General features: G+C 61.2%; 22 protein-coding genes. 6 read left to right on the top strand and 16 right to left on the bottom strand.

Annotated elements, in window-relative coordinates; genetic code table 11:
- The first annotated feature begins 192 nt into the window (after positions 1-192).
- Positions 193-549, top strand: coding sequence for a hypothetical protein (locus JTP94_RS12025; protein ID WP_204850718.1), 357 nt, complete (start codon positions 193-195; stop codon positions 547-549).
- A 223-nt stretch (positions 550-772) separates the two neighbouring features.
- Here the strand turns inward: JTP94_RS12025 and JTP94_RS12020 are convergent, their stop codons facing one another.
- From JTP94_RS12020 to JTP94_RS12010, 3 genes are all read right to left on the bottom strand, one after another.
- On the bottom strand, positions 773-1,213 hold the full coding sequence (locus tag JTP94_RS12020; protein ID WP_204850717.1) for a VOC family protein: 441 nt from the start codon (positions 1,211-1,213) through the stop codon (positions 773-775).
- A gap of 195 nt (positions 1,214-1,408) precedes the next feature.
- The gene (locus JTP94_RS12015) at positions 1,409-1,630 is read right to left on the bottom strand and encodes a hypothetical protein (protein ID WP_037191508.1); all 222 of its coding nucleotides are present in this window, start codon (positions 1,628-1,630) and stop codon (positions 1,409-1,411) included.
- Positions 1,631-1,909: 279 nt separating this feature from the next.
- Positions 1,910-3,094, bottom strand: a complete 1,185-nt coding sequence (locus JTP94_RS12010; protein ID WP_246754847.1) for a helix-turn-helix domain-containing protein — start codon at positions 3,092-3,094, stop codon at positions 1,910-1,912.
- Between the two features lie 467 nt (positions 3,095-3,561).
- On the opposite strand from JTP94_RS12010, the gene JTP94_RS12005 reads away from it, so the two are divergent.
- The 3 genes from JTP94_RS12005 to JTP94_RS11995 all read left to right on the top strand — a co-directional run bounded on the left by JTP94_RS12005 (position 3,562) and on the right by JTP94_RS11995 (position 6,554).
- Positions 3,562-4,443, top strand: coding sequence for an alpha/beta hydrolase (locus tag JTP94_RS12005; protein WP_246754880.1), 882 nt, complete (start codon positions 3,562-3,564; stop codon positions 4,441-4,443).
- Positions 4,444-4,604: 161 nt separating this feature from the next.
- Complete coding sequence (locus JTP94_RS12000; RefSeq protein ID WP_204850924.1) at positions 4,605-5,651, top strand: P1 family peptidase; 1,047 nt, start codon at positions 4,605-4,607, stop codon at positions 5,649-5,651.
- Positions 5,652-5,687: 36 nt separating this feature from the next.
- A complete protein-coding gene (locus JTP94_RS11995; RefSeq protein WP_204850714.1) occupies positions 5,688-6,554 on the top strand; it encodes a D-amino-acid transaminase in 867 nt (288 codons plus the stop codon).
- 25 nt (positions 6,555-6,579) lie between these two features.
- Here the strand turns inward: JTP94_RS11995 and JTP94_RS11990 are convergent, their stop codons facing one another.
- From JTP94_RS11990 to JTP94_RS11960, 7 genes are all read right to left on the bottom strand, one after another.
- Complete coding sequence (locus JTP94_RS11990) at positions 6,580-7,464, bottom strand: LysR family transcriptional regulator (RefSeq protein WP_204850923.1); 885 nt, start codon at positions 7,462-7,464, stop codon at positions 6,580-6,582.
- 69 nt (positions 7,465-7,533) lie between these two features.
- Positions 7,534-9,042, bottom strand: coding sequence for a serine hydrolase (locus JTP94_RS11985; protein ID WP_204850713.1), 1,509 nt, complete (start codon positions 9,040-9,042; stop codon positions 7,534-7,536).
- 20 nt (positions 9,043-9,062) lie between these two features.
- A complete protein-coding gene (locus tag JTP94_RS11980; RefSeq protein ID WP_204850712.1) occupies positions 9,063-9,812 on the bottom strand; it encodes an ABC transporter ATP-binding protein in 750 nt (249 codons plus the stop codon).
- Entirely contained in the window at positions 9,809-10,636 is an 828-nt protein-coding gene (locus JTP94_RS11975; RefSeq protein WP_204850711.1) for an ABC transporter ATP-binding protein, read from the bottom strand. The genes JTP94_RS11980 and JTP94_RS11975 overlap by 4 nt, the downstream gene beginning before the upstream one ends.
- Positions 10,637-10,639: 3 nt before the next feature.
- Positions 10,640-11,542 carry an ABC transporter permease gene (locus tag JTP94_RS11970; protein ID WP_204850710.1) on the bottom strand — a complete coding sequence of 301 codons (903 nt, stop codon included), beginning with the start codon at positions 11,540-11,542 and terminating at the stop codon, positions 10,640-10,642.
- Positions 11,539-12,552, bottom strand: a complete 1,014-nt coding sequence (locus JTP94_RS11965) for an ABC transporter permease (protein ID WP_204850709.1) — start codon at positions 12,550-12,552, stop codon at positions 11,539-11,541. Before JTP94_RS11965 ends, JTP94_RS11970 begins: the two co-directional genes overlap by 4 nt.
- Entirely contained in the window at positions 12,549-14,147 is a 1,599-nt protein-coding gene (locus JTP94_RS11960) for an ABC transporter substrate-binding protein (RefSeq protein WP_204850708.1), read from the bottom strand. The genes JTP94_RS11965 and JTP94_RS11960 overlap by 4 nt, the downstream gene beginning before the upstream one ends.
- Before the next feature lie 213 nt (positions 14,148-14,360).
- Between JTP94_RS11960 and JTP94_RS11955 the strand changes: the two genes are divergently transcribed.
- Positions 14,361-15,398 (top strand): dipeptidase, encoded by a 1,038-nt coding sequence (locus JTP94_RS11955; protein ID WP_204850707.1) that lies wholly within the window; start codon positions 14,361-14,363, stop codon positions 15,396-15,398.
- Between the two features lie 60 nt (positions 15,399-15,458).
- Here the strand turns inward: JTP94_RS11955 and JTP94_RS11950 are convergent, their stop codons facing one another.
- Positions 15,459-16,826 carry a cytochrome P450 gene (locus tag JTP94_RS11950; RefSeq protein ID WP_204850706.1) on the bottom strand — a complete coding sequence of 456 codons (1,368 nt, stop codon included), beginning with the start codon at positions 16,824-16,826 and terminating at the stop codon, positions 15,459-15,461.
- Positions 16,827-16,931: 105 nt separating this feature from the next.
- Between JTP94_RS11950 and JTP94_RS11945 the strand changes: the two genes are divergently transcribed.
- Complete coding sequence (locus tag JTP94_RS11945; RefSeq protein ID WP_204850705.1) at positions 16,932-17,603, top strand: TetR/AcrR family transcriptional regulator; 672 nt, start codon at positions 16,932-16,934, stop codon at positions 17,601-17,603.
- 37 nt (positions 17,604-17,640) lie between these two features.
- Here the strand turns inward: JTP94_RS11945 and JTP94_RS11940 are convergent, their stop codons facing one another.
- The 5 genes from JTP94_RS11940 to JTP94_RS11920 form a co-directional block, all read right to left on the bottom strand.
- On the bottom strand, positions 17,641-19,029 hold the full coding sequence (locus tag JTP94_RS11940) for an LLM class flavin-dependent oxidoreductase (protein WP_204850704.1): 1,389 nt from the start codon (positions 19,027-19,029) through the stop codon (positions 17,641-17,643).
- A gap of 34 nt (positions 19,030-19,063) precedes the next feature.
- Entirely contained in the window at positions 19,064-20,041 is a 978-nt protein-coding gene (locus JTP94_RS11935) for an ABC transporter permease (RefSeq protein WP_204850703.1), read from the bottom strand.
- 2 nt (positions 20,042-20,043) lie between these two features.
- Positions 20,044-21,063: an ABC transporter permease gene (locus tag JTP94_RS11930; protein ID WP_204850702.1), complete on the bottom strand. Its 1,020-nt coding sequence runs from the start codon at positions 21,061-21,063 to the stop codon at positions 20,044-20,046.
- Complete coding sequence (locus JTP94_RS11925) at positions 21,053-22,603, bottom strand: sugar ABC transporter ATP-binding protein (protein WP_204850701.1); 1,551 nt, start codon at positions 22,601-22,603, stop codon at positions 21,053-21,055. Before JTP94_RS11925 ends, JTP94_RS11930 begins: the two co-directional genes overlap by 11 nt.
- Before the next feature lie 61 nt (positions 22,604-22,664).
- A complete protein-coding gene (locus JTP94_RS11920; RefSeq protein WP_204850700.1) occupies positions 22,665-23,669 on the bottom strand; it encodes a sugar ABC transporter substrate-binding protein in 1,005 nt (334 codons plus the stop codon).
- Positions 23,670-23,746: the final 77 nt, after the last annotated feature.

Below are 23,746 nucleotides of genomic sequence, written 5' to 3'. Positions count from 1 at the left end.
GGTGCGGCGATTAAGCGACGCTGAATTGCATTCTCATGCCGGGGGCTATTCTGTTGAGATCGGTTAATTTGACTCTAGCGCCATGATGCGCCCCGACTAAACTTTATCCGGCGGCAATCGCGTTCAGGCAGAGTTCAGGCGAACCGTCGTATTGCTGCCTCCGTCTAATGGACAGAAAATGGGGGTAAGGGAATGTTTGAACGTTTGATACGACTCTCTCGCGTCGCCCTGATTGGGCTCGCCGCGATGCAATTGATGACCTCGGCCGCAACGGCGCAATACTACGGCGGCGACGATGACAACGGGCCGCCGCGTTGGCAGCGTGACCAGGGCCGGGATTGGGATCGCCCGCCAAGAGGCTGGGATCGTGATCGCGATCGGGGCGGCTGTGACCGGGGCGAACTCATGCGAGCCGCGCGTGCAGAAGGTTTTCGGCGCATCGATTCGGTTCAAAGCGACGGCCGACGCATAGTCGTTCGCGGCTGGAATGATGGTGGGCCCGACCGCATGGTCTTCGCCAACCGGCGCGGTTGCCCGTCTCTCAATTGACGCTCAAAGTGTGCTGTAAGCTGGAGCCGATGGCAAATCGGCTTCCGCTTACCTCCGCACTGACATCCGCTTTCGACTGGCTGCCAGCTGCTCATCAAGGCTGAGTGCTTCACGATTTGAGCGGCCTATCTGCAATCCCGTCCAATAAATGCCGGGCCATGCAGCAGGGCGGAAACGGTTTTTGTCCACGTTTTTCTGTTCAGCCCTCGGGCTGTCGCTTTGGTTAGGCGATAGCGAATTTTGTTTTCGCGCGGTCCGTGCTGCGGTCATGCTCGGATTTGGCCGGCGCGTCGATGTGGTCGACCTTCTGCTTGATCATGAAATGCCAAGAGACACCCCATGGATCCCGCACCTGGCTGCATCGCTCCGTCGAGCGGCCTTTGCTAAGCGCATCCCGCAACCGGTCTGCCTCAGCTTGCGTTTCGCATTCGATGGTAATCGAGGAGTCGTGGTCGGAGAAATCGAGCAGCCCCGCCTCGAAGCCCATAAATGCGCGATTGCCAAGCGTGAAGCCTGCGAACTTGACGCTGCCGGCCGGTCCGTTTGGATCGCCGTTTAGAATGTTCGACACCCACCCGATCGACGAGCCCGGGATCAGCGAGGTATAGAGTGCGATCGCCGCTTCCATGTCCCGTCGAAACCAGAGATGTTGTCTAATCTTCATCGGATACTTCCTCCTTCGTGACCCGGCCTGGATGGGTACGCGGGCTGAGGGAAAGCGGTCGTTTAATTATAATTCATGCCGCCGACGAGCCGCTTTCTTGTTGGTTTTGTTGAGCGGCGGCGCCGGCGGCATGACAGAAGAGTTACCGGGACCCGTGCGCGCTCACCCCTGCGACGCGCGGACGGCTATGCAGAACTAATTTCCTGTAACTCTTCCAGCAAGCGCCATGACGTAGTCGTCTGCTATATCTGCCAAGGTCAGAGCGACCTCCGGCTCGTTCCAGCCTGCGGCAAGCACCACCTGCACGAAATCTCGAAATGCTACTGCAAGGACTTCCTCCCGCTCGACAGCGCGGTAGGCGTCGGTGGTGGAATGTTGCGGCCTGCTGATCTGTATTGTCTGACGGGCGGATACCATTAATATGCTCCCCAAAGATCGTTTTACTGGACGCAGAGTACACTCATTATGTACTCAGCTTTTTTTAGCTGCACGGTTATTCTGCTTCTTTTTTAATGGGTTACGCGTAGCCTGTCGTTAGCCACGCATCCGGAAACTTGCAGCAGCGTACATTTTCGCAATTACTTAACTATGATTCGGAGGCTTTGCAGGGAGGCGGTCATCAATGTGCGCGCTCATGCCGCCCGAAACATCGGCGCATCCGATGAATTGATGATTTATATGAGATGTCCGCAGCGTTCAGCGGCTGTGACCAAGCGTTCTCAGCCATTCTTCGAAAGAATGAGCCCCCTCATCGTCTTGCGATAGCGGGAATGGGCGGCCGAGATAGGGCTGCGAGATAAGATTCCTGGCCTCACGCGGGCTATAGCCGAACTCCTTGCTGAAGGCGCGGCTGAAATGCGCGGCGGACGAAAAGCCGACTGCATAGGCGATGTCGAGGATCTGCTGCCGATTGGAGGGGTCGCTGAGCGCGGCATGCGCGGATAGAAGTCGGCGGCGCTGAATATAGTGATGCACACCGCCATCCTGTTCGAAGACCTGATACAGTCTGGTGCGGGACATGCCGAGCTCGCGGCATATCTGCTCCACCGTCAGATCGCTCGCGACAAGATTGCGCTCGACGAACCGCCGCACTCGCTCCATCAGGGCAAGAGTGCTGTGGTGTTCAGTGTCGGCAGACTGTGCCGCCGAAGCTGCAGCGCCAGCCCAAATCATCCCACGCACGGTTTGGACAACATGGGGCAAATCCGTCGCTATAAAGTTTGGAAGATTGGCTACGATACTATCGAGATATTCGATCAGCAGCTGGGTGAAGGTCCCCGAAAGGGCAGTATTGTTTTTGATCTCGATTGCGGCAGGGGCGTCGGACAGCAATGCGCGCGGCAGAAAGAGCGACAGAGTTTCGGCGTCGGTGGAACGCCCCCGAAAGGGGTGTCCCAGCGATCGCAGTTCGACTTTGCCCGGCTCGCCTTCGCTGACATACCCATCCACCTCGGTCCATGTCCGGCCGCTGCGCAGCACGGAAACATGCCAGTGATCGATAAGATCTGCTTTTACCTTCGCTTGCGAGCGCATGTAGCTGTGGGCAAGTGCACTGTGCTCAACGATCAACATCCCGCCCAGATTCCATGCCGTGTGGTCGGCGGCAAATTCGGTTTCCCGCGGGGCGTTGTCTGGAAGCCGAGTGTCCACGACGGGTGTCATATAGGCCCGCCACGCGGCAAATTGTGCCTCCGGTTCAAGATCATGTGTGGAGAACAGCAACGGCTTCAGTACGGAAGGTGCCTGTGACTCTTCGCTGCCAACTTTCGGCGGACGCGGAAAGCGACGCCTATCGCGCGGCGAGGTCTTGGTCTCCTCGCTCAGCACATCTTTCTTGGTTTCGACCACGGGAGATTCTTCTTCGCGTCGAAAGTCAGGCAATCTGGCCTCCCCAAATGGCATCAGGACAGAACAGAATCGTCATTGTGAATCCGCATCCATTGTTTAGCGCAAAATCGCACTCTGTTAAATCGGAGGTCGTCCAAGCCTGTTCCGGGTCGTCGTTTTCGCAGAGGCAGCCTGCCGTAAGTTGTGCTGAGGCCTCGTATATTACGCCGCCTACACATTCATTTGTTGCGCACTTTGAAAAAAACAAGGCTGGAGGGAATGTTAGCGTATCGCTCCCACAGGGATTGCCCGAAGGTTTCGATAGGTCAGCCCGATTCGATGCCGTCTGCTGCCAGCTAAAGAATACTTACATGTCGACCATATTGCCGCCAAACGGGAGTGATGCATTCACAGACGCGCTTGTCGTTAAGGCCGACATGCCGGCTACCTGCACCTGACGCGAAGGCATCTGACATATGAAGATAGATCGGCGCTCCTTCCTGATCGCAACAACCCTTGCGATGATGTCCACGAGGGTGCGGGCGGCGTCTTCAGATCCCAGCATCCCGCTATGGCCAGGCCAGCCTCCGGGCGGCGGCGGACCATCGGGTCCTTCCGAAAGCGATGGCAAGGGCGCCGTCAGCAATATAGCCGTGCTAAGCCTTGAGGTTTTCGCGCCCGCACGCGCGAACGGAGCCAGCATTCTTATTGCCGCCGGCGGCGGCTATAAGCGCATTGAGATGGAAAAAGAGGCTTATCCGGCAGCCCGCTGGCTGACGAACCGCGGCATCACCGCCTTTGTTCTGAGCTATCGCCTGCCGAGAGAAGGGTGGAATGAAGGCCCGCTGGCACCGCTTCAGGATGCACAACGCGCCCTGCGCATCATTCGAAGCCAGGCGGAGCGCCGTCGGCTGGATCCCTCGCGTATCGGGGCTCTCGGTTTCTCGGCCGGCGGTCATCTGATCGGTCTGGCGGCGACGCAGTCGGCCTTCGCGTCCTACCAGCCGATCGACACGATCGACCGCCAATCCGCGCGTCCCGATCTGGCGGCGCTGATCTATCCGGTCATCACGCTTGATCCGCCCTATGACCACACCTCCGCCCGCCGATCATTGATCGGCAGTCATCCGGATGCGGAAGCCAGCGCGGAGTGGTCGGTCGAGACGCATGTCCGCTCCGGCTGTCCGCCAGTCTTCCTGGTGCAGGCCGAGGATGATCCGATCTCCAATCCGGCAAACACGCTCATCATGGCGGATGCCTGCCGAAAAGCCGGTGTTCCGGTCGAGCTGCATCGGCTGCCGAGCGGCGGCCACGGCTTCGGCATGGGAAAACCGGGAACGCCAAGTGCTGCCTGGCCCGATTGGTGGGAGCAGTGGCTGCGCGGCAATCGCTTTTTGTCATGAGGAGCCGTACGGACGGCGTTTGCGCTGCCGATGTTTCCCGATGCAGCAAAGGGCGCCTTTCGCCGCCCTTTGCAAAGCCGGTCTGAAACTATTCCGTTTTTGTTGTGCCTTCGAGCGGGCAGGCGGAGTAAGGTCGCCATCATCTTCTTGAGGCATGGATGATGGACCACAAGCGCCACAGAATACGCGAGCTCGGTTTCGCGCCCGGTCATTTCGAACCCGGCCCCCTGAACGCGATCACCGATGTCCTCGGTGTGCATGTCGGGCATGTCACATGCCGGGAAGGCGAACGCACACGCACCGGGGCGACCGCGATCCTGCCGCATGGCGGCAATCTCTTCCAGGACAAGGTCCCTGCCGGACTTGCCGTCTTCAACGGCTTCGGAAAGTTTGCCGGTGCCACACAGATCATCGAACTCGGCGAGATCGAGACGCCGATCGTCCTGACCAATACGCTGGCCGTCGGGCGAGGCATAGAGGCTGTCATCCGCCACACACTCGCTCAGCCGGGTAACGAAAAGGTCGTGTCGGTCAATGCGGTGGTCGGCGAGACCAACGATTCGCGTCTCAACGATATTCGCGCCGCCCGCCCGAGCGTAGATGAAGTTCTGCTGGCGATCGACACCGCGACATCAGGGCCGGTCGAAGAGGGTGCGGTCGGTGCCGGAACCGGAACGGTCGCTTTCGGCCTGAAAGGCGGCATCGGAACGAGCTCGCGCCTCGTGCCTGTCGGCGCGGAGACCTATCGGCTGGGCGTGCTTGTCCAATCCAACTACGGCGGCCACCTCATTGTCGCCGGGCGCGATTATGCCGCGCTGGCGGAGCACGACAGGGACGGTTCCATCGTCATCGTGCTCGCGACCGATGCCCCGCTCTGTCCGCGCAATCTCGAAAGGCTGGCGCGCCGCTGCTTCGGCGGGCTTGCCCGCACCGGCGCGGCGCTGAGCAATGGCTCAGGCGACTACGCGTTGGCCTTTTCGACTGCAGAGGCTGTGCGACGTATTCCCGAACGCCGCAAGGGCGCGAGTGTGATCCCGACATTGGGCAATGATGCCGTCTCGCCGCTGTTCGAAGCCGCGATCGAAGCTACCGAGGAAGCAATCCTCAACTCCCTCGCTATGGCGACGGAGACCAAAGGTTTCAACGCCGCGACCGGCAAAGGCTCGGTTGTCGGCGCCATCAGCCTTCCCCATCCAGGTCATCGCTGACCGCAATTTTCTCATTTCGCATCATACGGAGTTTCCATGTCTGCCCCGACGATCCGCACCGTCTATCTCAACGGTGCCTTTTTGCCAGAGAACGAGGCGCATCTCTCCATCTTCGACCGGGGTTTCCTGTTCGGCGACGGTATTTACGAAGTCACCGCCGTACTGGACGGCAAGCTGATCGACAGCGCCCTGCATATGGCCCGGCTCGAGCGCAGCGTGGGCGAGATCGGCGGTCGCCTGCCTATCACGACTGACGAGATCGTGGCGATTGAGAAGCGTCTCGTGGAAGAAAACCACCTTACCGAAGGGCTCGTCTATCTCCAGTACACGCGGGGTGCCGAGGATCGCAATTTCTTCTACTCTGAGGATCTGCAGCCGACCCTCGTGCTGTTCACGCAGGCGAAGACGCTCGAGCATGTCGCTGCCGTCGAAAAAGGCCTCAAAGTGAGGTCCATGCCGGATCAGCGCTGGGCGCGGCGTGACATCAAGAGCGTCTGCCTGCTGCCGCAGGTGCTGGCAAAGCGCGCCGCCAAGGCAGAAGGCTTCGACGAAGCCTGGCTGGTCGAGGATGGCATGGTGACGGAGGGTGCATCGTCGACGGCCTATATCGTGACGCGTGACGGCCGCATCGTGACGCGCGCCAACAGCCACGCGACCTTGCCTGGCTGCACCAGGCTTGCCGTGCTGGAGCTTGCGCGCGAGGGGGGATTGGTGCTGGAGGAGCGGCCCTTCTCCGTCGAAGAGGCCAAGACTGCCGCCGAAGCCTGGCTGACGAGCGCATCCAACTTCATCGTCTCGATCACCAATATCGATGGCGTTGCCGTCGGAGACGGGATGCCTGGCCCGATGTTCAAGCGCCTCCGCACGCTCTACATGGAAAACGCCCGGCGCACCGCGATCTAAGCCTGGCGCAAGGATCGTCCGGTCGTCAGGGCTTGTCGAGCATCGACCAGATACGCCCGACGATCGGACGGCGATTCTCGCGCGAGCGATAGAGGCGGATTTCCACCTCGATATTCCATTTGGAATCGGCGGCATGCACCAGCCGGCCATCGACAAGTTCGGTGTTGACGAGGCTTTCCGGGATCCAGGCAAGCCCGAAGCCGGCTGCGGCCATGCCCTTCAACCCCACAGACATGCTGCCGACATGCACCCGGTTTTCGGCTGGCAGCCGCTCCCCGAAGGCGCCGGCCACCAGTTGCCCGAAGAAGGACGTCTTCTGGTAGCTGACATGGCAGAAGCCGGGTTCGAGGCGATGCAGCGGCGCGCCATCGGCGCCCGCGGCGCTCACCGGCAGGATCGTTTCCCGGCCGAGTGTGTGATGTTCGAATTGCGGATCGAGCAGCATCGGCACATGCGGGTGCTGATAGGTGAGCAGGAAATCGCATTCCCCATCGATGAGGGAATTCAGGTTTTCTTCCATGGTGCCGGAGTCCGGGCGCAGATGCGAGACGACAGGCCCGATGCGCGCGTTGAGCCGGCTTAGCCAGTCGGGGAAAAAGGTAAACGAGAGGGTGTGCAGCGCCGTCAAGGTCACGGTGCGCGCATCCGTGCCGTCTTCATACTGAAGGTTGCGCCGTGCTTGATAGAGCGCCTGTAGTGTCTGCTCCGCCACGGGTACGAAACGCTCGCCTGCGGCAGTCAGCCGGGACGGATAGGTAGCCCGATCGATCAGGCTCGTCCCGACCCAGCCCTCCAGCTGCCGGATGCGGCGGCTGAAGGCCGATTGCGTCACATGGCGCTCGTCGGCGGCCTTGGAAAAGTTCAGCGTCCGCGCCAGCGCCAGAAAATCTTCAAGCCATTTGACTTCCACTCGAAGCTCCCGAAAGAAACCGGCTGTCAAAGCCGGCTTCTCCTTGGCCCGAAAGGGCCGGGAATGCAATCAGCCGGCGCGGCGATATTCAATCATTCGTGCTCGGGCGAGCACCAGCTCGAGCCTATCCTCGGCTAGAAGGTGGAGGCAGACCCGCTTGGTCCAGGGACCGTCCTTGAGGGTGAACAGGAAGCGTCCGGAGCCCAGCGCCTGCAGGGGCATGCTATGGCGCACCGGGCCGACACCCATGATGACGCTGCCATTGTCGATCTCGAAGCTGGCGCCTTCCGAAGAGTTCCAGACACCGGATAGCGAAGCCGGCACTTCGTGCTCTCCGACAGGCAGGAAGCGGCGCTGCGCATGTCCGACTTCCCCGACGATCGCGTCGTCCCCCATCGTCAGGCGCATTGGCGAGGAGGCCGAGCGCGAGGAGACCCAGGATCCCTCGTCCTCATAAACCGTTTCGTCGGCATCAAGATAGGTCACCGTGCTGCCGGAGACCTTTATCCACCACGGGCCGCTCTCTGTCACATAGATGCCATCGCGAAGGGTGGACGAGGGGCGCGGCAGGGCTTCGTCCATCAACGCCGCCATGGACTCGATCGCGATCTTGTAGCCGTTGGTGTCCTCGCGGTTCGATACCACCGCAAAGCCGGCTTTCCGAACCGGATCGAGCAGGAAGTAGCTTTTGTAGCCGGGATGGGAGCCGCCATGGCCGATAAGAGAGCGCTTGCCCAGCATGGTACGGCGCAGGCCGAGGCCGTATCCGCTCGGCCTGCCATCGGCGAGCTGCCGCGATTCCGACAGCTGGTCGAGCACTCCGGCAAAAGGCCCTTCGCCGCGAAGTAATCCGATCAACCATTTGGCGAGGCTTTCGCCGCTGCCGGTCATGCTGCCGGAGGCGGAAATATGCAGGCCGGCGGCCGAAAGCTGCCAGCGCTCGCCGTCACGCCAATAGCCCGGAACCAGGCCGACGACGGAAGCGTTCCATACATCCGGCGCATCCAATACGGCCTGGACCTGCGCGCCAAGCCGGTGAACGTAGTCGCGAAAAAAGACGCCCTGGCGCTCGAGCGCCGCTTCTATAAGCCGATAGCCGGTATTGGAATAGGAGATCTCCGTGCCCGCCTCGTAGTTCAACCGCGTCTGGCGGGCGAGGAAATCGAGCAACGGACCTGCTTTTGTTTCCGTATAGACAGACAGCCCAAGCAGCGACAGGCATTCGCGCGTGTCAGGCAAGCCTCCGCTCATGTCGAGAGCGCGGCCAACAGTGACATCGCGAAGGGGCGCCTGCAGCTCGGGCAGATGCTGTCCGAGCGGGTCGCCGAGACCGATCTTATCGGAATGGGCGAGCACCATGGCGCAGAAGGCGTGCTTCGTCACCGAGGCATAGCGGACGACGCTCTCAGCGGTAAAAGGAGTGAGCGTCGAGAGGCTTTCCACGCCGCCAGATTCGGCAAAACGAATGCCGTTCGCATCGAAGCCGATGACGGCTCCGCCCGGTTCGTCCTTGCCCCAATTCTGCGTGAATCCAGCTGCGCGTGCCTGCGCGGCCTTCCAGTTTCCCGTTTCAGACATGCATGCCTCGCAAATGCAGATTAGACCGGTTCCGTTTCCTCGAACTCGATGCTCAGACGGCGCAGTTCCTGCGTATGAGGATGGGCGACGTTGCCACGCCGCAAATCGTCGGCCGTGACCTGCTCGACCATCTGGCCATCGATCATGACGCCGACGTCGGTGCAGAGATGAGCGATCACGCCGAGATTGTGGCTGACCATCACGTAGGTCAGCTTTCGCTCGACCCGCAGATCGGACAGCAGGTTGAGGATTTCGGCCTGAACGGAGACGTCGAGCGCGCTCGTCGGCTCATCGAGCAGCAGGATCCTGGGCTCGGCGATCAGCGCCCGGGCGATGGCGACGCGCTGGCGCTGGCCGCCGGAAAGCTGGTGCGGATAGCGGAAGCGCGCACTTTGCGGCAAGGCCACATCCGAAAGGACGGCGGCAATGCGTCGGTCCACATCGCCCATGCGGTGAACGAGCGGCAACTCGCTCAGGATACGGTCGATCGTCTGGCGCGGATGCAGGGAGCCGTAGGGGTCCTGGAAAACCATCTGCACCTTGCGGAAGAAGTCCGGCGTGCGGCGCTGCGGAGCAGCTTCGCCGCCGAAGGCGATGCGTCCCATCCAGCTTGTGTTCAGGCCGGCCATGGCGCGCAATACGGTCGATTTCCCCGAGCCGCTTTCGCCGACGATGCCGAAGCTGCCGCCTTCGTCGACCGTGAAGGAAACGCCCTTGACGACTTCCCGCTCACCGAAGCGGATGCGCAGATTGTCGATCTCTATCGTCATTTCAGCCACTCCGGATCACGCTCGAGAATGGGCAATCGCTCTTTCGGATGGGTGAGCGAAGGAATGCAGTTCAGCAGTCCGCGCGTATAGGGATGGGCGGCGGACAACAGTTCCGATGCCTTCAGCTCCTCCATGATCCGCCCGGAATACATGACCACCACCCGGTCGCAGAAATGCGAGACGAGCGGCAGGTCATGGCTGATCAGCATCAGTCCCATGGAGCGCTCGGAGACAAGCTCCTCGATCAGCCGCAGGATTTCCGCCTGCACCGTCGCGTCCAGCGCGCTTGTTGGCTCGTCAGCAATCAGCAATTCCGGATCGGGAGCGAGCATCATGGCGATCATGACGCGCTGGCCCATGCCGCCTGAGACTTCATGCGGATAGGAGGTGGCAACCGCCTTCGGATTGCGGATCTTGACCTGCTCCAGCAGATTGGCGGCCGCTTCCACCGCCTCCCGGCGGCTGCCGCCCTTGTGCGTGCGCCATGACTCGGCAACCTGATTGCCGATGGTCTTCACCGGGTTAAGCGAATATTTCGGGTCCTGCAGGATGAAGCCCGCCCGTTTGCCGCGAATGGTGCGCATCTGCTTTTCGCTGGCGGACACTATGTCGATGCCGTCGAAGGAGAGCTTGTCGGCTTCGATGCGCGTCTGCCTTGGCAGGAGCTTCATCAGCGCGCGCGCCGTCAGGCTTTTGCCGGAACCGCTTTCGCCGACGATGCCGAGCTTCTCGGCACCCAGGCGCAACGATACGCCCTTGACGGCGGGGGCAAAGCCGGTTTGCGTCTTAAAGCCGATGCGCAGATTGTCGATCTCGACCAGCATGGATCAGTTCCCCTTCGGATCGAGCACGTCGCGCAATGCATCGCCAAGGAAATTGAAGGCGAGCGAGGCGAGGAAGATGGCGATGCCAGGGATCGTTGCGACCCACCATTGCTCGAAGATGAAGCGCTTTGCGGTCGCGATCATCGCGCCCCATTCCGGCGAGGGCGGTTGTGCGCCCATGCCGAGGAAGCCGAGGCTTGCGGCTGTTATGATGATGGAGCTCATGTCGAGCGTGACGCGAACGATCAGGCTGGGCATGCACAAAGGCGCGATATGGCGCATGATGATGCGCCAGGAAGAGGCGCCTGTCAGACGATAGGCGGCAATGAAATCGGCACCGCGCACGGTCAATGTCTCGGCGCGTGCCAGCCGGGCGTAGGGCGGCCAGGCGGTGAGCGCGATCGCAAGCACGGCGCTTTCCACGCCCGGCTTCAGCGCGGCGACGAAGGCAAGCGCTAAAACCAGCCGGGGGAAGGCGAGAAAGATGTCGGTCAGTCGCATCAGCGCCGTGTCGACCACGCCGCCGAAATAGCCGGCGATGCAGCCGATGGCGAGGCCGATCGGCGCGACGAGCACCACCACGGCGATGACCATGCCGAGCGTGACGCGGCCTCCATAGAGCAGGCGCGAGTAAATATCGCGGCCGAGTTCGTCGGTGCCAAGCCAATGGGCTGGGCTCGGTCTGGCAAGCCGGTTGGCCAAATCCTGGGCGGCTGGATCATGTGTGGCGAGCCACGGTGCGAAAAGCGCAAGCAGGATGAATAGCAGGATGATCGAAAGGCCGATCATGCCGAGAGCGTTGCCCTTCAACCCCAGCCAGATGCGATACCGATCGCCCCAGGCTGCCTGGCGTCGGGAGGTGGGGGACTCGTCGAGTGCCCAATTGCGGAAGGTTGCAAGCATCATCGCACCCTCGGGTCCAGCAGGCGATAAAGGAGATCGGCGACGAGGTTCAGCCCCACATAGATGATGCCGATCAGGAGTGTAGTGCCGATGACCGGATTCATGTCGCCGTTCATCAGCGAGGCGGTCAGATACTGGCCGATGCCGGGCCAGGAAAAGACTGTCTCGGTCACGACGGCGCCTTCCAGCAGGCCCGCATAGGTGAGCGACAGCACCGTCACCAGCTGCACCGCAACGGTCGGGAAGGCATGCCCCCAGATCACCCTGCCGAGCGACAGGCCCTTGGCACGCGCGGTAATCACGAATTCGCCCTTCAAGGCGTCGATCATGAAGGCGCGCGTCATGCGGGCGATATAGGCCATGCTGAAATAGGCGAGGATGCAGACCGGCTGTGCCATATGGGCGAGCGCATCCCAGAAGGCGTCGAGGTCGCCGGCAAGCAGCGTGTCCACGGACAGCAGTCCGGTCACCGGTGTGATCATTCCGTCATAGATAATGTCCTGCCGCCCAGGCCCCGGTGCTATGCCGAGCGCTGAATAGAAGATCAGCAGCGAGATGAGGGACAGCATGAAAACCGGAATGGAATGGCCCGCGAGGCAAACCACGCGGATCGCCTGGTCCGTGATGGTTCCCTGTCGAACGGCCGCCCAGACGCCAAGCGGAATGCCTATAATGGCGGCAAGAAGAAGCGCTGCGGTCGCCAGTTCGAAGGTCGCGGGAAAGAAGCGGGCGATATCCTGCGACACCGGGTTCTTCGTCAGCACGGACATGCCGAGATCGCCATGGAGGAGCTGGTTCAGATAATGCAGAAACTGCACCGGCAGCGGCTGGTCGAGGCCCATTTCCGCCCGCACGCGTATGACCACTGCCTCCGGTGCATTGTCGCCGACCGCGGCAATAACCGGATCGACCGGCATGACGCGGCCGATCAGGAAGGTGACGACCGTCAGCCCGAGCAGCGTCAGTACGATGCTGCTCAGGATGGCGGAGAAGGATTTGAGCCGTCGGGTCAAGCCTTGCCAGTCTCCTGGTAGGAATTGGCTTCCGAAAGAGCGCCGAGGCGGAAGCCGGAGACGGCCTTGCGGCATGCCGCTGTCTTCACCGTCTGGAACATGAAGGCGAAGGGGCTGTTCTGCATGTGCTCGCGCTGGAGCTCTTCATAGAGCGCGATGCGCTTGGCCGGATCCTTCTCGTCGCGAGCGGCTTCCGCCTTGGCGGCGAAATCGTCGTTCTTGTAGCGCGAGCGCCACAGGAAAGGCTTGCTCTTGGCGTCGTCGGAATTGTCCTTGTTGATGGTGAAGACTTCGCCGTTGGAGTTCGGGTCGAAATAGTCGGTGCCCCAGGCGGAAAGCGCCATCTCGTGCTGGCGGCCTCGCATCTTGGTCAGCACCTGACGGTTTTCGGCCGATTGCAATTTCACGCGAATGCCGATTTCGGCGAGGTTTGCCTGGATGGCCTGGGCGAGGTCCGGGTAGGGCTGGGCGGCGTAGTGATCCATCGTCACATCGAAACCGTCGGCAAGCCCGGCTTCGGCCATCAGCGCCTTCGCCTTTGCCACGTCCTTCTGGAACGGCGTGTCGCTGATCGCCGCGGGGAAGCCTTCCGCCTCGAAGCTCTGGTGGACCTTATGGGTCAGCGGCACGATGTTTTCCTGCATACCCTTGTAGTCGAGCGCCCATTTGACGGCCTGCCACACCTGTGGCTTTGCCAAGTTCGCGACACCCTGGTTGAGGGAGATGAGCACCAGCGAGGCGATGCTTTTGGTGACCAGCGTGAAATCGGCATCGTTCTGAATGGTGCGAAGCTGCTCGGAAGTCAGATCGCGGGCGATATCGGCATCGCCCTTCTTCAGCATCAAAAGCTGCGAGGCGGGATCGGTGACGTGACGCAGGATAACGCGCTTCAGATCGCCCTTGTGGGGGCCGTGCGGGTTGAGGGTGAGCGACACGGATTCGCTCGCCTTCCAGGCCTGAAGCTGGAAGCTGCCCGAGCCGGCGCTGTTCTTCTGCAGCCAGGCATTGCCCATGTCGCCATTTGCCTCGTTGGCAAGCACGACCTTCTTTTCAACGACGGCGGCGATATTGGCAGAGAGGCAATAGAGCAGGAAGGCGATCGCGGTGGGTTTCTCGGTCGTCAGTGTCAGCGTTTCGGCGTCCTTGGCGACGATCCGGCTTTCGACATTCTCCGCGGTGAAGCCGAACTGGTTGATGATGAAGGCGGCGCCCTTGTTCATCTTGATCGCGCGCTGCAGCGAGAAGGCAACGTCATCAGCCGTCACCGGCGCGCCGCTGGCAAAGCTTGCCTTGGCGAGCTTGAAGGTGAAGACCTTGCTGTCCGCATCGGCTTGCCAGGATTCCGCCAGCACCGGATCGACCTTGGAGGGATCATCGGTGTTGGGACGCACCAGCTTCTGATACATGTTGCTGATCACTTCGCCGCCGACGGCCTCGAAGCTTTCATGGGGGTCGAGGCTCGTCATGTTGTCGAGCTGCTGGGCAACGACAAGCACGTCTTTCGGCGTTGCCGCAAATGCCGTCTGTGCAAGATCGAGATAGGACAGGAAGGGCAGCGTGGCGCTGCCAATGAGAAACTGACGTCTTGAAACCATGCGAAATCCCCTTTGACTCTTTTGGCAACAGCTCTATGCCAAGCATGGTGAGACTTGGTACGGTTCTGTCGCTATCGTATTTTCGCTAGCTTCTCTAACAGCGCGTCTTGCGAGCGACTAATTCCGTTTTTCGCAGACCTTATGCGCGGTTTGCATTTGCCCATCCTGCCGAGCTTGCCTAGGCAGGTATCGATGACCTTTTTGGAATGAAACATGACACAATCCTCGATAATTCCAGTATTCGACGGCCACAACGATGTGTTGCTTCGTCTGCGGCGCGATGGCCTCAATTCCGTCAGCGCCTTTCTGAATGGCGAGAATGCCGGCCATATCGATCTGCCGCGCGCGCGTCGCGGCGGGCTTGCAGGCGGGCTTTGCGCGGTGTTCATCCCATCTCCGGATCAACCCCGAGATGGGAATGGCGATTTTCCGGCTCCCTCGCAGCCCCAGGCGCTGAACGAGACTTTGGCGATGTTTCGCCTTCTCCTGGCGATCGAGGCTCAATCCGACGGTGCGCTAAAGGTTTGCCGCTCGGCCGGCGACATTCGTAGTTCCATCGCCGATGGCCGGTTTGCCGCTGTTTTTCATATCGAGGGGGCAGAAGCGATCGCGGCCGATCTCGATGCGCTCTATGTCCTTCATCAAGCCGGGCTGCGCACGCTCGGTCCGGTATGGAGCCGGCCGAATGTCTTTGCTTATGGCGTGCCTTTCCGCTTTCCCTCGACGCCGGATATCGGGCCCGGCCTCAGCGACGCGGGCAAGGATCTGGTGCGCGCCTGCAATGAACTGCGGATCATGATCGATCTCTCGCACATGAACGAACAGGGCTTCTGGGATATCGCGCAATTGTCGAATGCGCCGCTTGTCGCCTCGCATTCCAATGCGCATGCGCTTTCTCCCCACAGCCGCAACCTCACGGACAAGCAGCTCGATGCGATCCGCGACACCGACGGTCTGGTCGGCATTAATTTCGGGGTGTTGTTCCTGCGCGACGATGGTGTGAGAAACACCGATACATCCCTCGATGTTCTCGTTCGTCATATCGTTTACATAGCCGACCGGATCGGCATCGAACGCGTCGCACTCGGCTCCGATTTCGATGGCACAACCATCCCGCAATCGCTTGGCGATGCCAGCGGCCTGCCGAAGCTGATCGACGCCCTGCGCGCGCATGGCTTTGACGATCAGGCGCTCGGAATGATTGCCCACCAAAACTGGATCCGCGTGCTCGAACGCAGCTGGGGCGCTTGACGCTGGAAGTAAGGCTCTCAGCTCACCCTATGTCCGAAATAGGGAAGGCGGCCCGGCGGTCTATCGTTCGACCAGATTGATCGGCAGAGGATGCATCGGCCGCAACGTGACCTTCATGACCGGTTTGGGCGAAGGCTCGTCCGGACCGGTCACGCGGAATCTTTGCAGCAGGACGGCAAGGATCGCAACGGCTTCCATCATGGCAAAGCCATTGCCGATGCAGACGCGCGGGCCGGCGCCGAAGGGCATGAAGGCATAGCGGTGGCGGCTTTTTGCAGCCTCGGGCTCGAAGCGCTCGGGGTCGAAGACCAATGGCTCTTCCCAGATTGACGCGTGACGATGCACGGCATAGATCGGCACATAAAGGATCGTGCCGGCCGGGATCGTATAGGCGCCAAGGGTAAATTCGCGCAGTGCCGCGCGCGAGATGATCGGCGCCGGCGGGTAGAGCCGCATCGCCTCGGAAAAGACCTGTCTCGCATAGGTGAGTTTGCCGACATGTTCGGCGAGGAGCGGGTCGCCCTCGGTGACAGCGGCTATCTCGTTGAAGAGCCTCGCCTGGCAGTCAGGATATCGGGCAAGGAGATGGAGCGTCCAGGCAAGGCCGAGCGCCGTCGTTTCGTGTCCGGCGGTGATGAAGGTCATCAGATTGTCGATGATCTCTTCATCGTTCATCATGCGGCCCGTTTCCGGATCGGCTGCGCCAAGCAGCATGGAAACAAGGTCGCTGCGCTCGATGCCGCTGCGTCGCCGTTCGGCAATAACAGTCGCAAGGGTCGCGCGCAGGAAGGTCACGGCCGCCTTTGCCTTTTCCTTGCCGGGATGCGGCATCCACTCTGGCGCACCGAGCAGGCCCAGCGCAAATTTCCAGCCAGTCGGCTTGAGATAGTCGGTGATGTTGCGCTCGACCCTGTCGACGTCGATGCCGTCGCCGCCCGACATCATCGTCTCGACGATAATGTCGAAGGTCGTGCGCATCATTTCCTGGCAGAGGTCGAGAGCGCTGTCTTTATGCGTGAGCCAAAGATCGCGTCTGCGCTCGGCGGCTGCGATCATGGCCGGCTGAAGTTCGAGAAGCTTTTCGTGACGAAAGGCACCGGCCACGGATTGACGCTGCCATTTCCAATGAGCGCCATCCGAGGTCAGGATGCCATTGCCAAGCGCTGGGCCGAGCAAACGGCGGACATCTTCGCCCTTGCCGAGCGCATCAGCATTCCGGACGAGCGCTCGGTAGATCAACTCCGGATCGGCGAGATAGACCCGCAATTTTCCACCCATCCGCGTAAAGACGAGTGGCTCCGAGAAGATCTCGGACGGCAGCGCATCAAGGGGATTGCGGATCAATGAAAGAAGCACATGCGGCATCGAGCGCGGCGTGAGGGGAAATGCGCCCGGCGATGGATCGGCCGTGTTTACGCGTGCATTCATCCTTCGACCTCCTTGTTCAGCTCCACGGATGCCTGTAGATCAGGATTAAGGCATTTACCTTAGAACAGGTAAGGTGAATACCTTAGGCATTCAAGAGGAAAAAGCGTGTCGAAAAACAAAGGCAAAAGAACGGAGCCGACAGCACGGCCAAGTACGCGCGAACGGATACTTGTCTCGACATTATCGCTCTTCAACCAAAAAGGCCCCGAGGCAGTGACAACGGCGGAAATCGCAGAGGCTGTCCGTATCAATCAGGGTAATCTCTACTACCATTTCCGCACCAAGGAGTCCCTGGTACTGGCCCTGTTTTCCCGGTTCGAGGCTGATGCGCTGGCGCTCGTCGCCGAGGCGGATGCCGTGCCCGCGCCTGACTCGAAAGCCTATGCCGGCTTTCTGCGCAAATGGTTCTCCCTCGTCTGGACCTATCGCTTCCTCTTTCGCGACCTTCCGGGCCTATTGGCGACCGCGCCGGGATTGAGGGAGCCGATCCTGGCTGTCAGTGCCGGCATGCGCCTTTCGGTCGATGTCATTTTTCAACGCATGGAAGCAGCCGGTCTCATCAGCGTCGCCGCGGATGACCGGAAGCCGCTATTGGCCAATGTCTGGATCGTCTCAACCTATTGGGCCGTCTATCTCGGGCTGCAGGAAGGCGTTCGCGACCTCAGCCCGTGGCACGTCCATTGGGGGCTGAGCCAGGTCGCGAGCCTCTTGCGTCCCTATCTTTCACCCCAGGCAAAGGCCGATCTTGAGGATATGCTTTCAGAGCCCTTTGCCTGAGCTCTGAATACCGGCATAGCTGGGTGGTCTCGCGAGCTTAAGATGCGCGCGCAACAGCATCGCGGAGATTGCGATAGCCGGTCGCCGGATGCGGTGCAACAAGCCTCGGTCCGCTGCCGCCGAGTTTTTCCCGCAGTGTTCCCGGCCGGTATTCCGTCTTGTAAACGCCGCGCTTCTGCAGCTCGGGAACCAGAAGATCGACCGCATCCTCGAAGCTTTCGGGCGTCACGGCATAGGCCAGATTGAAGCCATCGACATCGGTATCCTCGATCCATTCCTGCATCAGGTCGGCGACGGTCTGCGGCGAACCGACGAAGACCGGGCCGAAGCCGCCGATGCCAACCCAGTCGGCCATCTCGCGCACCGTCCACTCTTTGTTCGGATCGATCGTCGTGAAGGTCTCGACAGCGGATTGTACAGCGTTGGTATGGCGATGACGAAGCACCTCGTCCGGAGAGAACCGGCCGAAATCGATGCCGGTCCAGCCGGAGATCAGCGTCTGAGCCCCCTCAAAGGAAGCATATTGGCGGTATTCGTTGAACTTGCGCTGCGCTTCGGCGTCGGTCTCGCCGAGGATCACGGTCTGGAGGTTGAAGGCGAGAATTTCGCGCGGGTTGCGTCCGACACGCTCGGCAGCTTCGCGAACATTGGCGACATAGCGCTTCAGCACCGGCTTGGAGGGCGCTGCCACGAAGATGCATTCGGCATGGGCGCCGGCGAAATCCTTGCCGCGGCTGGAGGCGCCTGCCTGGTAAAGCACCGGCGTGCGCTGCGGCGACGGTTCGCTCAGATGAATACCGGGAACGGTGAAATGCTTGCCGGAATGGCGGATGGGATGCACCTTCTCCGGCCGCGTGAAAATGCCTTTTTCCCGATCGCGAACGACCGCATCGTCCTCCCAACTGCCTTCCCAGAGCTTGTAGCAGACTTCGAGATATTCTTCCGCCAAGCCGTAGCGGTCATCGTGCTGCGTCTGCGCCGACTGGCCGATGTTGAGAGCGCCGCTGTTCAAATAGGAGGTGACGATATTCCAGCCGACCCGGCCCTTGGTCAGGTGGTCGAGCGTCGAGATGCGTCGCGCGAAAGTGTAGGGATGTTCGAAGGAGAGCGAGGCGGTCAGCCCGAAGCCGAGATGTTCGGTCTCGTAGGCCATCGTCGGAATGAGCTGTATTGGGTCGTTGACCGGCACTTGCGCGGAATGGCGCAGCGCCGCGTCGACATTGCCGTTCAGCACGTCGTAGACGCCGAGCACGTCGGCGATGAAGAGCCCGTCGAACTTGCCGCGCTCTAGCGTCTTTGCCAGATGGACCCAATAATCCATATCCTTGTAAGTCCAGGACTTGTCGCGCGGATGGCGCCACAGGCCCGGGGACTGGTGTCCGACGCAGTTCATGTCGAAGGCATTGAGCCTGATTTCGCGGGTCATGTTGCTATTCCTGCATGATATGGATCGGCCGCACTCAGGCGCCGACGGCTTTCTTGTTGACGAAGCTGAAGGCGAGCACCGCAAAGATCAGCAGTCCGGTGCCGACCTGCTGCCAGTAGAAGTTCAGGCCCGTCAGAAGCAGGCCGTTGGCGACGATGCTCAAAAGCAGCACGCCGAGCACCGTGCCGGCGACGTTCGGCCGCCCGAGCGGCGAAAAGGTCGTGCCGATGAAGGTTGCGCCGATGGCGTTCAGCATGAAGCCGTTGCCGGAGGAGGGAATGTAGACGGTCACCGTCGCCGTCAGGATCAGCCCGGCAAAGGCGGCGATGATGCCGGCGAGAATGAAGGTGGCAGCGACATGGGCTCTCAGCCCAATTCCCGAATAGCGCACGGTGCGCGGCTGGATACCGATCGCCAGAACCACACGCCCGAAGCGCATTCTCGCAAACAACACGGCAGCACCGGCGATGATGACGGCTGCGATCAGAAGTGGCACGGGGATATTGCCGAGCGTTCCATGCCCGATAAAACGAAATGCCTCGGGCACGCCGGATGGCGGCAAATAGACCGGATTGCCGCCGTCCGTCAGCAGCTGCTGGATGCTGCGGCCGATGAACAGCGTTCCAAGCGTTGCCAGGAATGGCGATACGCCGATCCCGGAAATCAGCACTGCGTTGAACGCCCCGACCAGCGCCCCGGCGCCAAGGCCAGCCAGAGCAGCCAAAGGCACCGGCACGCCAGCCAGAATGCTGGAAACGAAAGCAAAGCTCGCAAAGTCGACTGCTGTCCCCACAGAAAGATCGATGCCACCGGCCGCAACGGCAAACGTCATGGCGATCGAGACGATGGCGAGCAGCGTGAAGTTATTGACGAGAATGCTCTGCAGGTTGCCAGCACTCAGGAATGTCGGCGCGACCGTCGAGAAGAGAGAGAAGACAGCGACAAGCGCGACGATAAGGCCATATCGGGCAACGCCTGCGAGCGGTCGTCCTGAAGCAGCGGTAGCGGACATGGTCAGATCTCCCGTTTGCGCAGCAAGGTGGTCGCCGAGACGACGATCAGGATCAGCAGCCCCTGAACACCGCTTACCAGCGTGCTCGGCAGGTTCAGAAGCTGGAAACCGTTGATGAGGAAGCCGACGAACAGGGTCGAGATCAGCGTTCCACCGATCGTCGGCACCAGCCGGCGCGAGAAGACCGAGCCGAGCAGGGCCGTTACGACGACCGGCAGCAGCATCTCGCCGGAACCGGTCGTGCTGCCGCTGAGATAGGATACCGATAGGATGCCGGCGATCCCGCCGCAAAGTCCGCTGGCGACGAAAGCGCCGGCGACCAGCTTCTTCAGCGGCAAGCCGGCCGCGCGCGCGGCTTCGGGAAATTCGCCGACAGCGTAGAGGCGCAGGCCGAGCGGCGTATATTGCACGATGGCCGTGACGATGATCGTGAAGCCGATCAGGACATAGGCGAGGATCGGTATGCCGAAGCCATCCGAGGCCGAAAGGACCGTCAGAAAATCGGTCGCGGCGGGAAGAACGGTATTCTGGGTCAGGACCAGTTCCAGGCCGGCAACGACGTTCATGACAGCCAGTGTCGCCAGCAAGGGCACGATGCCCGCCAGCACGATCGCCAGCGCGTTGACGGCACCGATTGCAAGTCCTGTCGCAAGCGCACCGGCGCCTGCAGCAAGATCGTTGAAGCCCAGCTGGATCAGCGTTGCGTAGACCGCGGCGCTCAGGCCCATATTGGCGGCAAGCGAGAGGTCGATGCCTCCGGTGACGACGTTGGAGCCGCCGGCGATGAGGACGATCGTCAGGCCGATGGCGAGAACGCCCGAAATGGCCGATTGGCCGAGCACGTTGCCGATATTGCCGACGGTCAGGAAGTAGGGTGCCGTCAGCGCGAAGATCACGAGGATCGACACGAAGGCGAGCAACGAGCCGAACCGCAAGGTTGCGGCTGCAAGCTTGCTGCCCGATGGCAGCGATCGCCCAGGCGGAGCCTCGGGGAGGGAGGCAAATTGGACATCAGCCGACATGGCGCAATCCTTCCACGGCGCCGGTCGATGCCGACAGCACTTCATCCGTTGTGGTCTGTGAGGAAATGAGCTCGCGCGTGAGGCGGCCGCGGAACAGCACGAGGATCCTGTCGGTAATACCCACGAGTTCAGGTAGGTCCGACGACAGCACGATCACGCCGGCGCCGCGTGCGGCAAGCTCGCCGATGAGCGAGTAGATCTCCACCTTGGAGCCGATATCGACCCCGACGGTCGGCTCATCCAGCAGATAGATTTCCGACTTGCGGCTCAGCCATTTGGCGATCGCTACCTTCTGCTGGTTGCCACCCGAGAGCGTGCGAACCAGGGCTTCGCGCCCGGACGTCTTGATCTGCAGGCGTTTGATGAGATCGTCGGTATCGCTGCCCTCGCGTTTGCGGTTGAGAAAGCCGAAGCGCGTGTAGCGGGAAAGGCTCGAAAGCGTGATGTTTTCGCGCACGCTGAGATCGAGGCCGACGCCGTGGCCGCGACGATCCTCCGGCACCAGCGCCAGCTGATGGTTGACCGCCTCCACCGGACTGCGCGGCTTCAAGGCCTTAGTTTCGATTTCGATCTCTCCGCTCGTCGCCGTCTGCAGCCCGAAGAGGGTGCGCACGAGATCCTTTGCCCCGGAGCCGAGCAAGCCGGTGATGCCGAGGATCTCGCCGCGGCGCAGCGTGAAGTTGACATCGTGGAAGCGGTTGGCTGCCGAGAGATTGCGGACTTTGAGAATTTCAGCGCCGAACTCCACCTGCCGCTTCGGGAACATCTCTCCGATATCGCGCTCGACCATCAGGGTCGCGATCCCGTTGGCCGAGGTCTCGCTCATGGGCAGGGAGGCGACGTCGACGCCGTTGCGGAGCACCGTGACGTCGTCGCACAGGGCCTCGATTTCGTTGAGATAATGCGAGATGTAGATGATGGTCACGCCTTCGCTGCGCAGGCGGCGGATCAGGCGGAAGAGGATGTCCGCCTCCTGCCGCACCAGGGCGGCGGTCGGCTCGTCGAAGACGAGGAGCTTCGGCTGGTGCAGCAGCGCCCGGGTGATCTGAACGATCTGCTGTTCCGCCGTCGAAAGCTCGCTGATCAGTGCATTCTTCGGCAAGTCGACGCCGAAGTAATTGGCAAGGATCTCACTGGCGCGGCGCTGCATCGTGCTGCGGTCGATAAAGGGCGTGCCGCTAAGGCGCAGCTCCCTGCCGAGAAACAGTGTCTCGCCTACTGTAAATGTCGGAACCAGTAGCCGGTCCTGGTGGATGAAGTGAATGCCGAGTTCTTCGCACAGATGCGGCGTCAGCCGATCATAGTCTCGGCCTTCGATCTCGATGCGGCCCTCATCGGGCCTGTGCAGGCCGGCAAGAAGCTTGATCAGCGTCGATTTGCCGGCACCGTTCTGCCCGACAAGCCCATGCACGGTGCCGCGCCGCACGGTCAGCGAGGCGCCGGCCAATGCCTGTGCGCCGCCGAAACGCTTCACGATGCCGTCAAAGCGGACGACATGGTCCCGGCTATCTGCCGCAGGCGCTGGCTCGGTTGCTGTCATTGGAAAAAGCCCTCGCATTAAGCGGGGCGATGCGGCGAAAGCCGCATCGCCGGTTCATATGTCAGCCGATGCCGAGCTTCTTGACGACGTCGGAGACGTTGCTCTTGTTGGCCAGGAGGGCAGGCACGTAGGTCTCGCGCGGCAGGGTCTGCCCCGCCAGTAGCTTGGCGACGTTGCGGATGGCGGTGCGGCCGATTTCTGCCGGTTGCTGCGCCGCATCGGCGCCGGCAGGCGAGTTCGGATCGGCGACCAGCTGCAGCACTTCCGGGCTGCCGTCGACACCATAGGTGCGGATCTCCGTGCGGCCGGCGGCGGCAAGAGCCTGTGTGGCACCCAGCTGCGGAATATCCCAGGCCGACCAGATGGCCTTGATCGAGCCCTTTTCCGGATACTTGTTGAGGATCGCGGTGATCTGGGTGAAGGCGTCCTGAACCGTATTGGGAATGACGTCCCGCAGCTCAGGCTGAATGATCTTCACCTTCGGGAAATACTTGACGACATTCACAAGCTGATCGTAGCGGATTGCGCAGGGCGTGACGCCATAGAAGCCGTTGAAGGCGATGATATTGCCTTCGCCGCCGATATCGGACACGAGCTGCAGCGCCAGATCCTTGCCGATGCCCCAGTTGTCGGATGTGGTGTTGTTGATCGAATTGGTGGAGCCGACATCGACGGTCAGAACGGGAATACCCGCGTCCCGCGCCTTCTTCAGCCAGGGGTCGATGACGCTCAAGGTGCCGAGGATCTGGACGATCGCATCCGGCCGTTGAGCGATCAACGTCTGCAATTGCGACACCAGCTTGCCGTCGTTGCGGCCGGCATCAACTGCGATCGGCGTGCTGCCCAGCTTCTTCACTTCATCGATCTGGGCATTATAGGCCTGCAGATCGAAGTAGTGGTCGGTTCCGGTCGCGCTGATGGCGATGCGCTTGCCCTTCAGGGACAAGGCGTCGTCTGCCGCCGCTGCCTTGCTTGAGATCAGCCCGGCAGTCGCCAGGGCTGCGCCGGCGGCGGTCAGTTTCAAAATGTCTCGGCGCCCAAGGCCGGTCGTTTGCTTATTGTCCATTAAAGAATCCTCTCTAGCAATAGAGCATAAAATAGATAGATTTAGACGCATTACAGAGGAATGGTTTTCCAAAACAC

Source organism: Martinezella lusitana (assembly GCF_016901135.1).
Classification (GTDB): Bacteria; Pseudomonadota; Alphaproteobacteria; order Rhizobiales; family Rhizobiaceae; genus Rhizobium; species Rhizobium lusitanum_D.
This window is presented reverse-complemented; position numbering and strand designations above follow the sequence as displayed.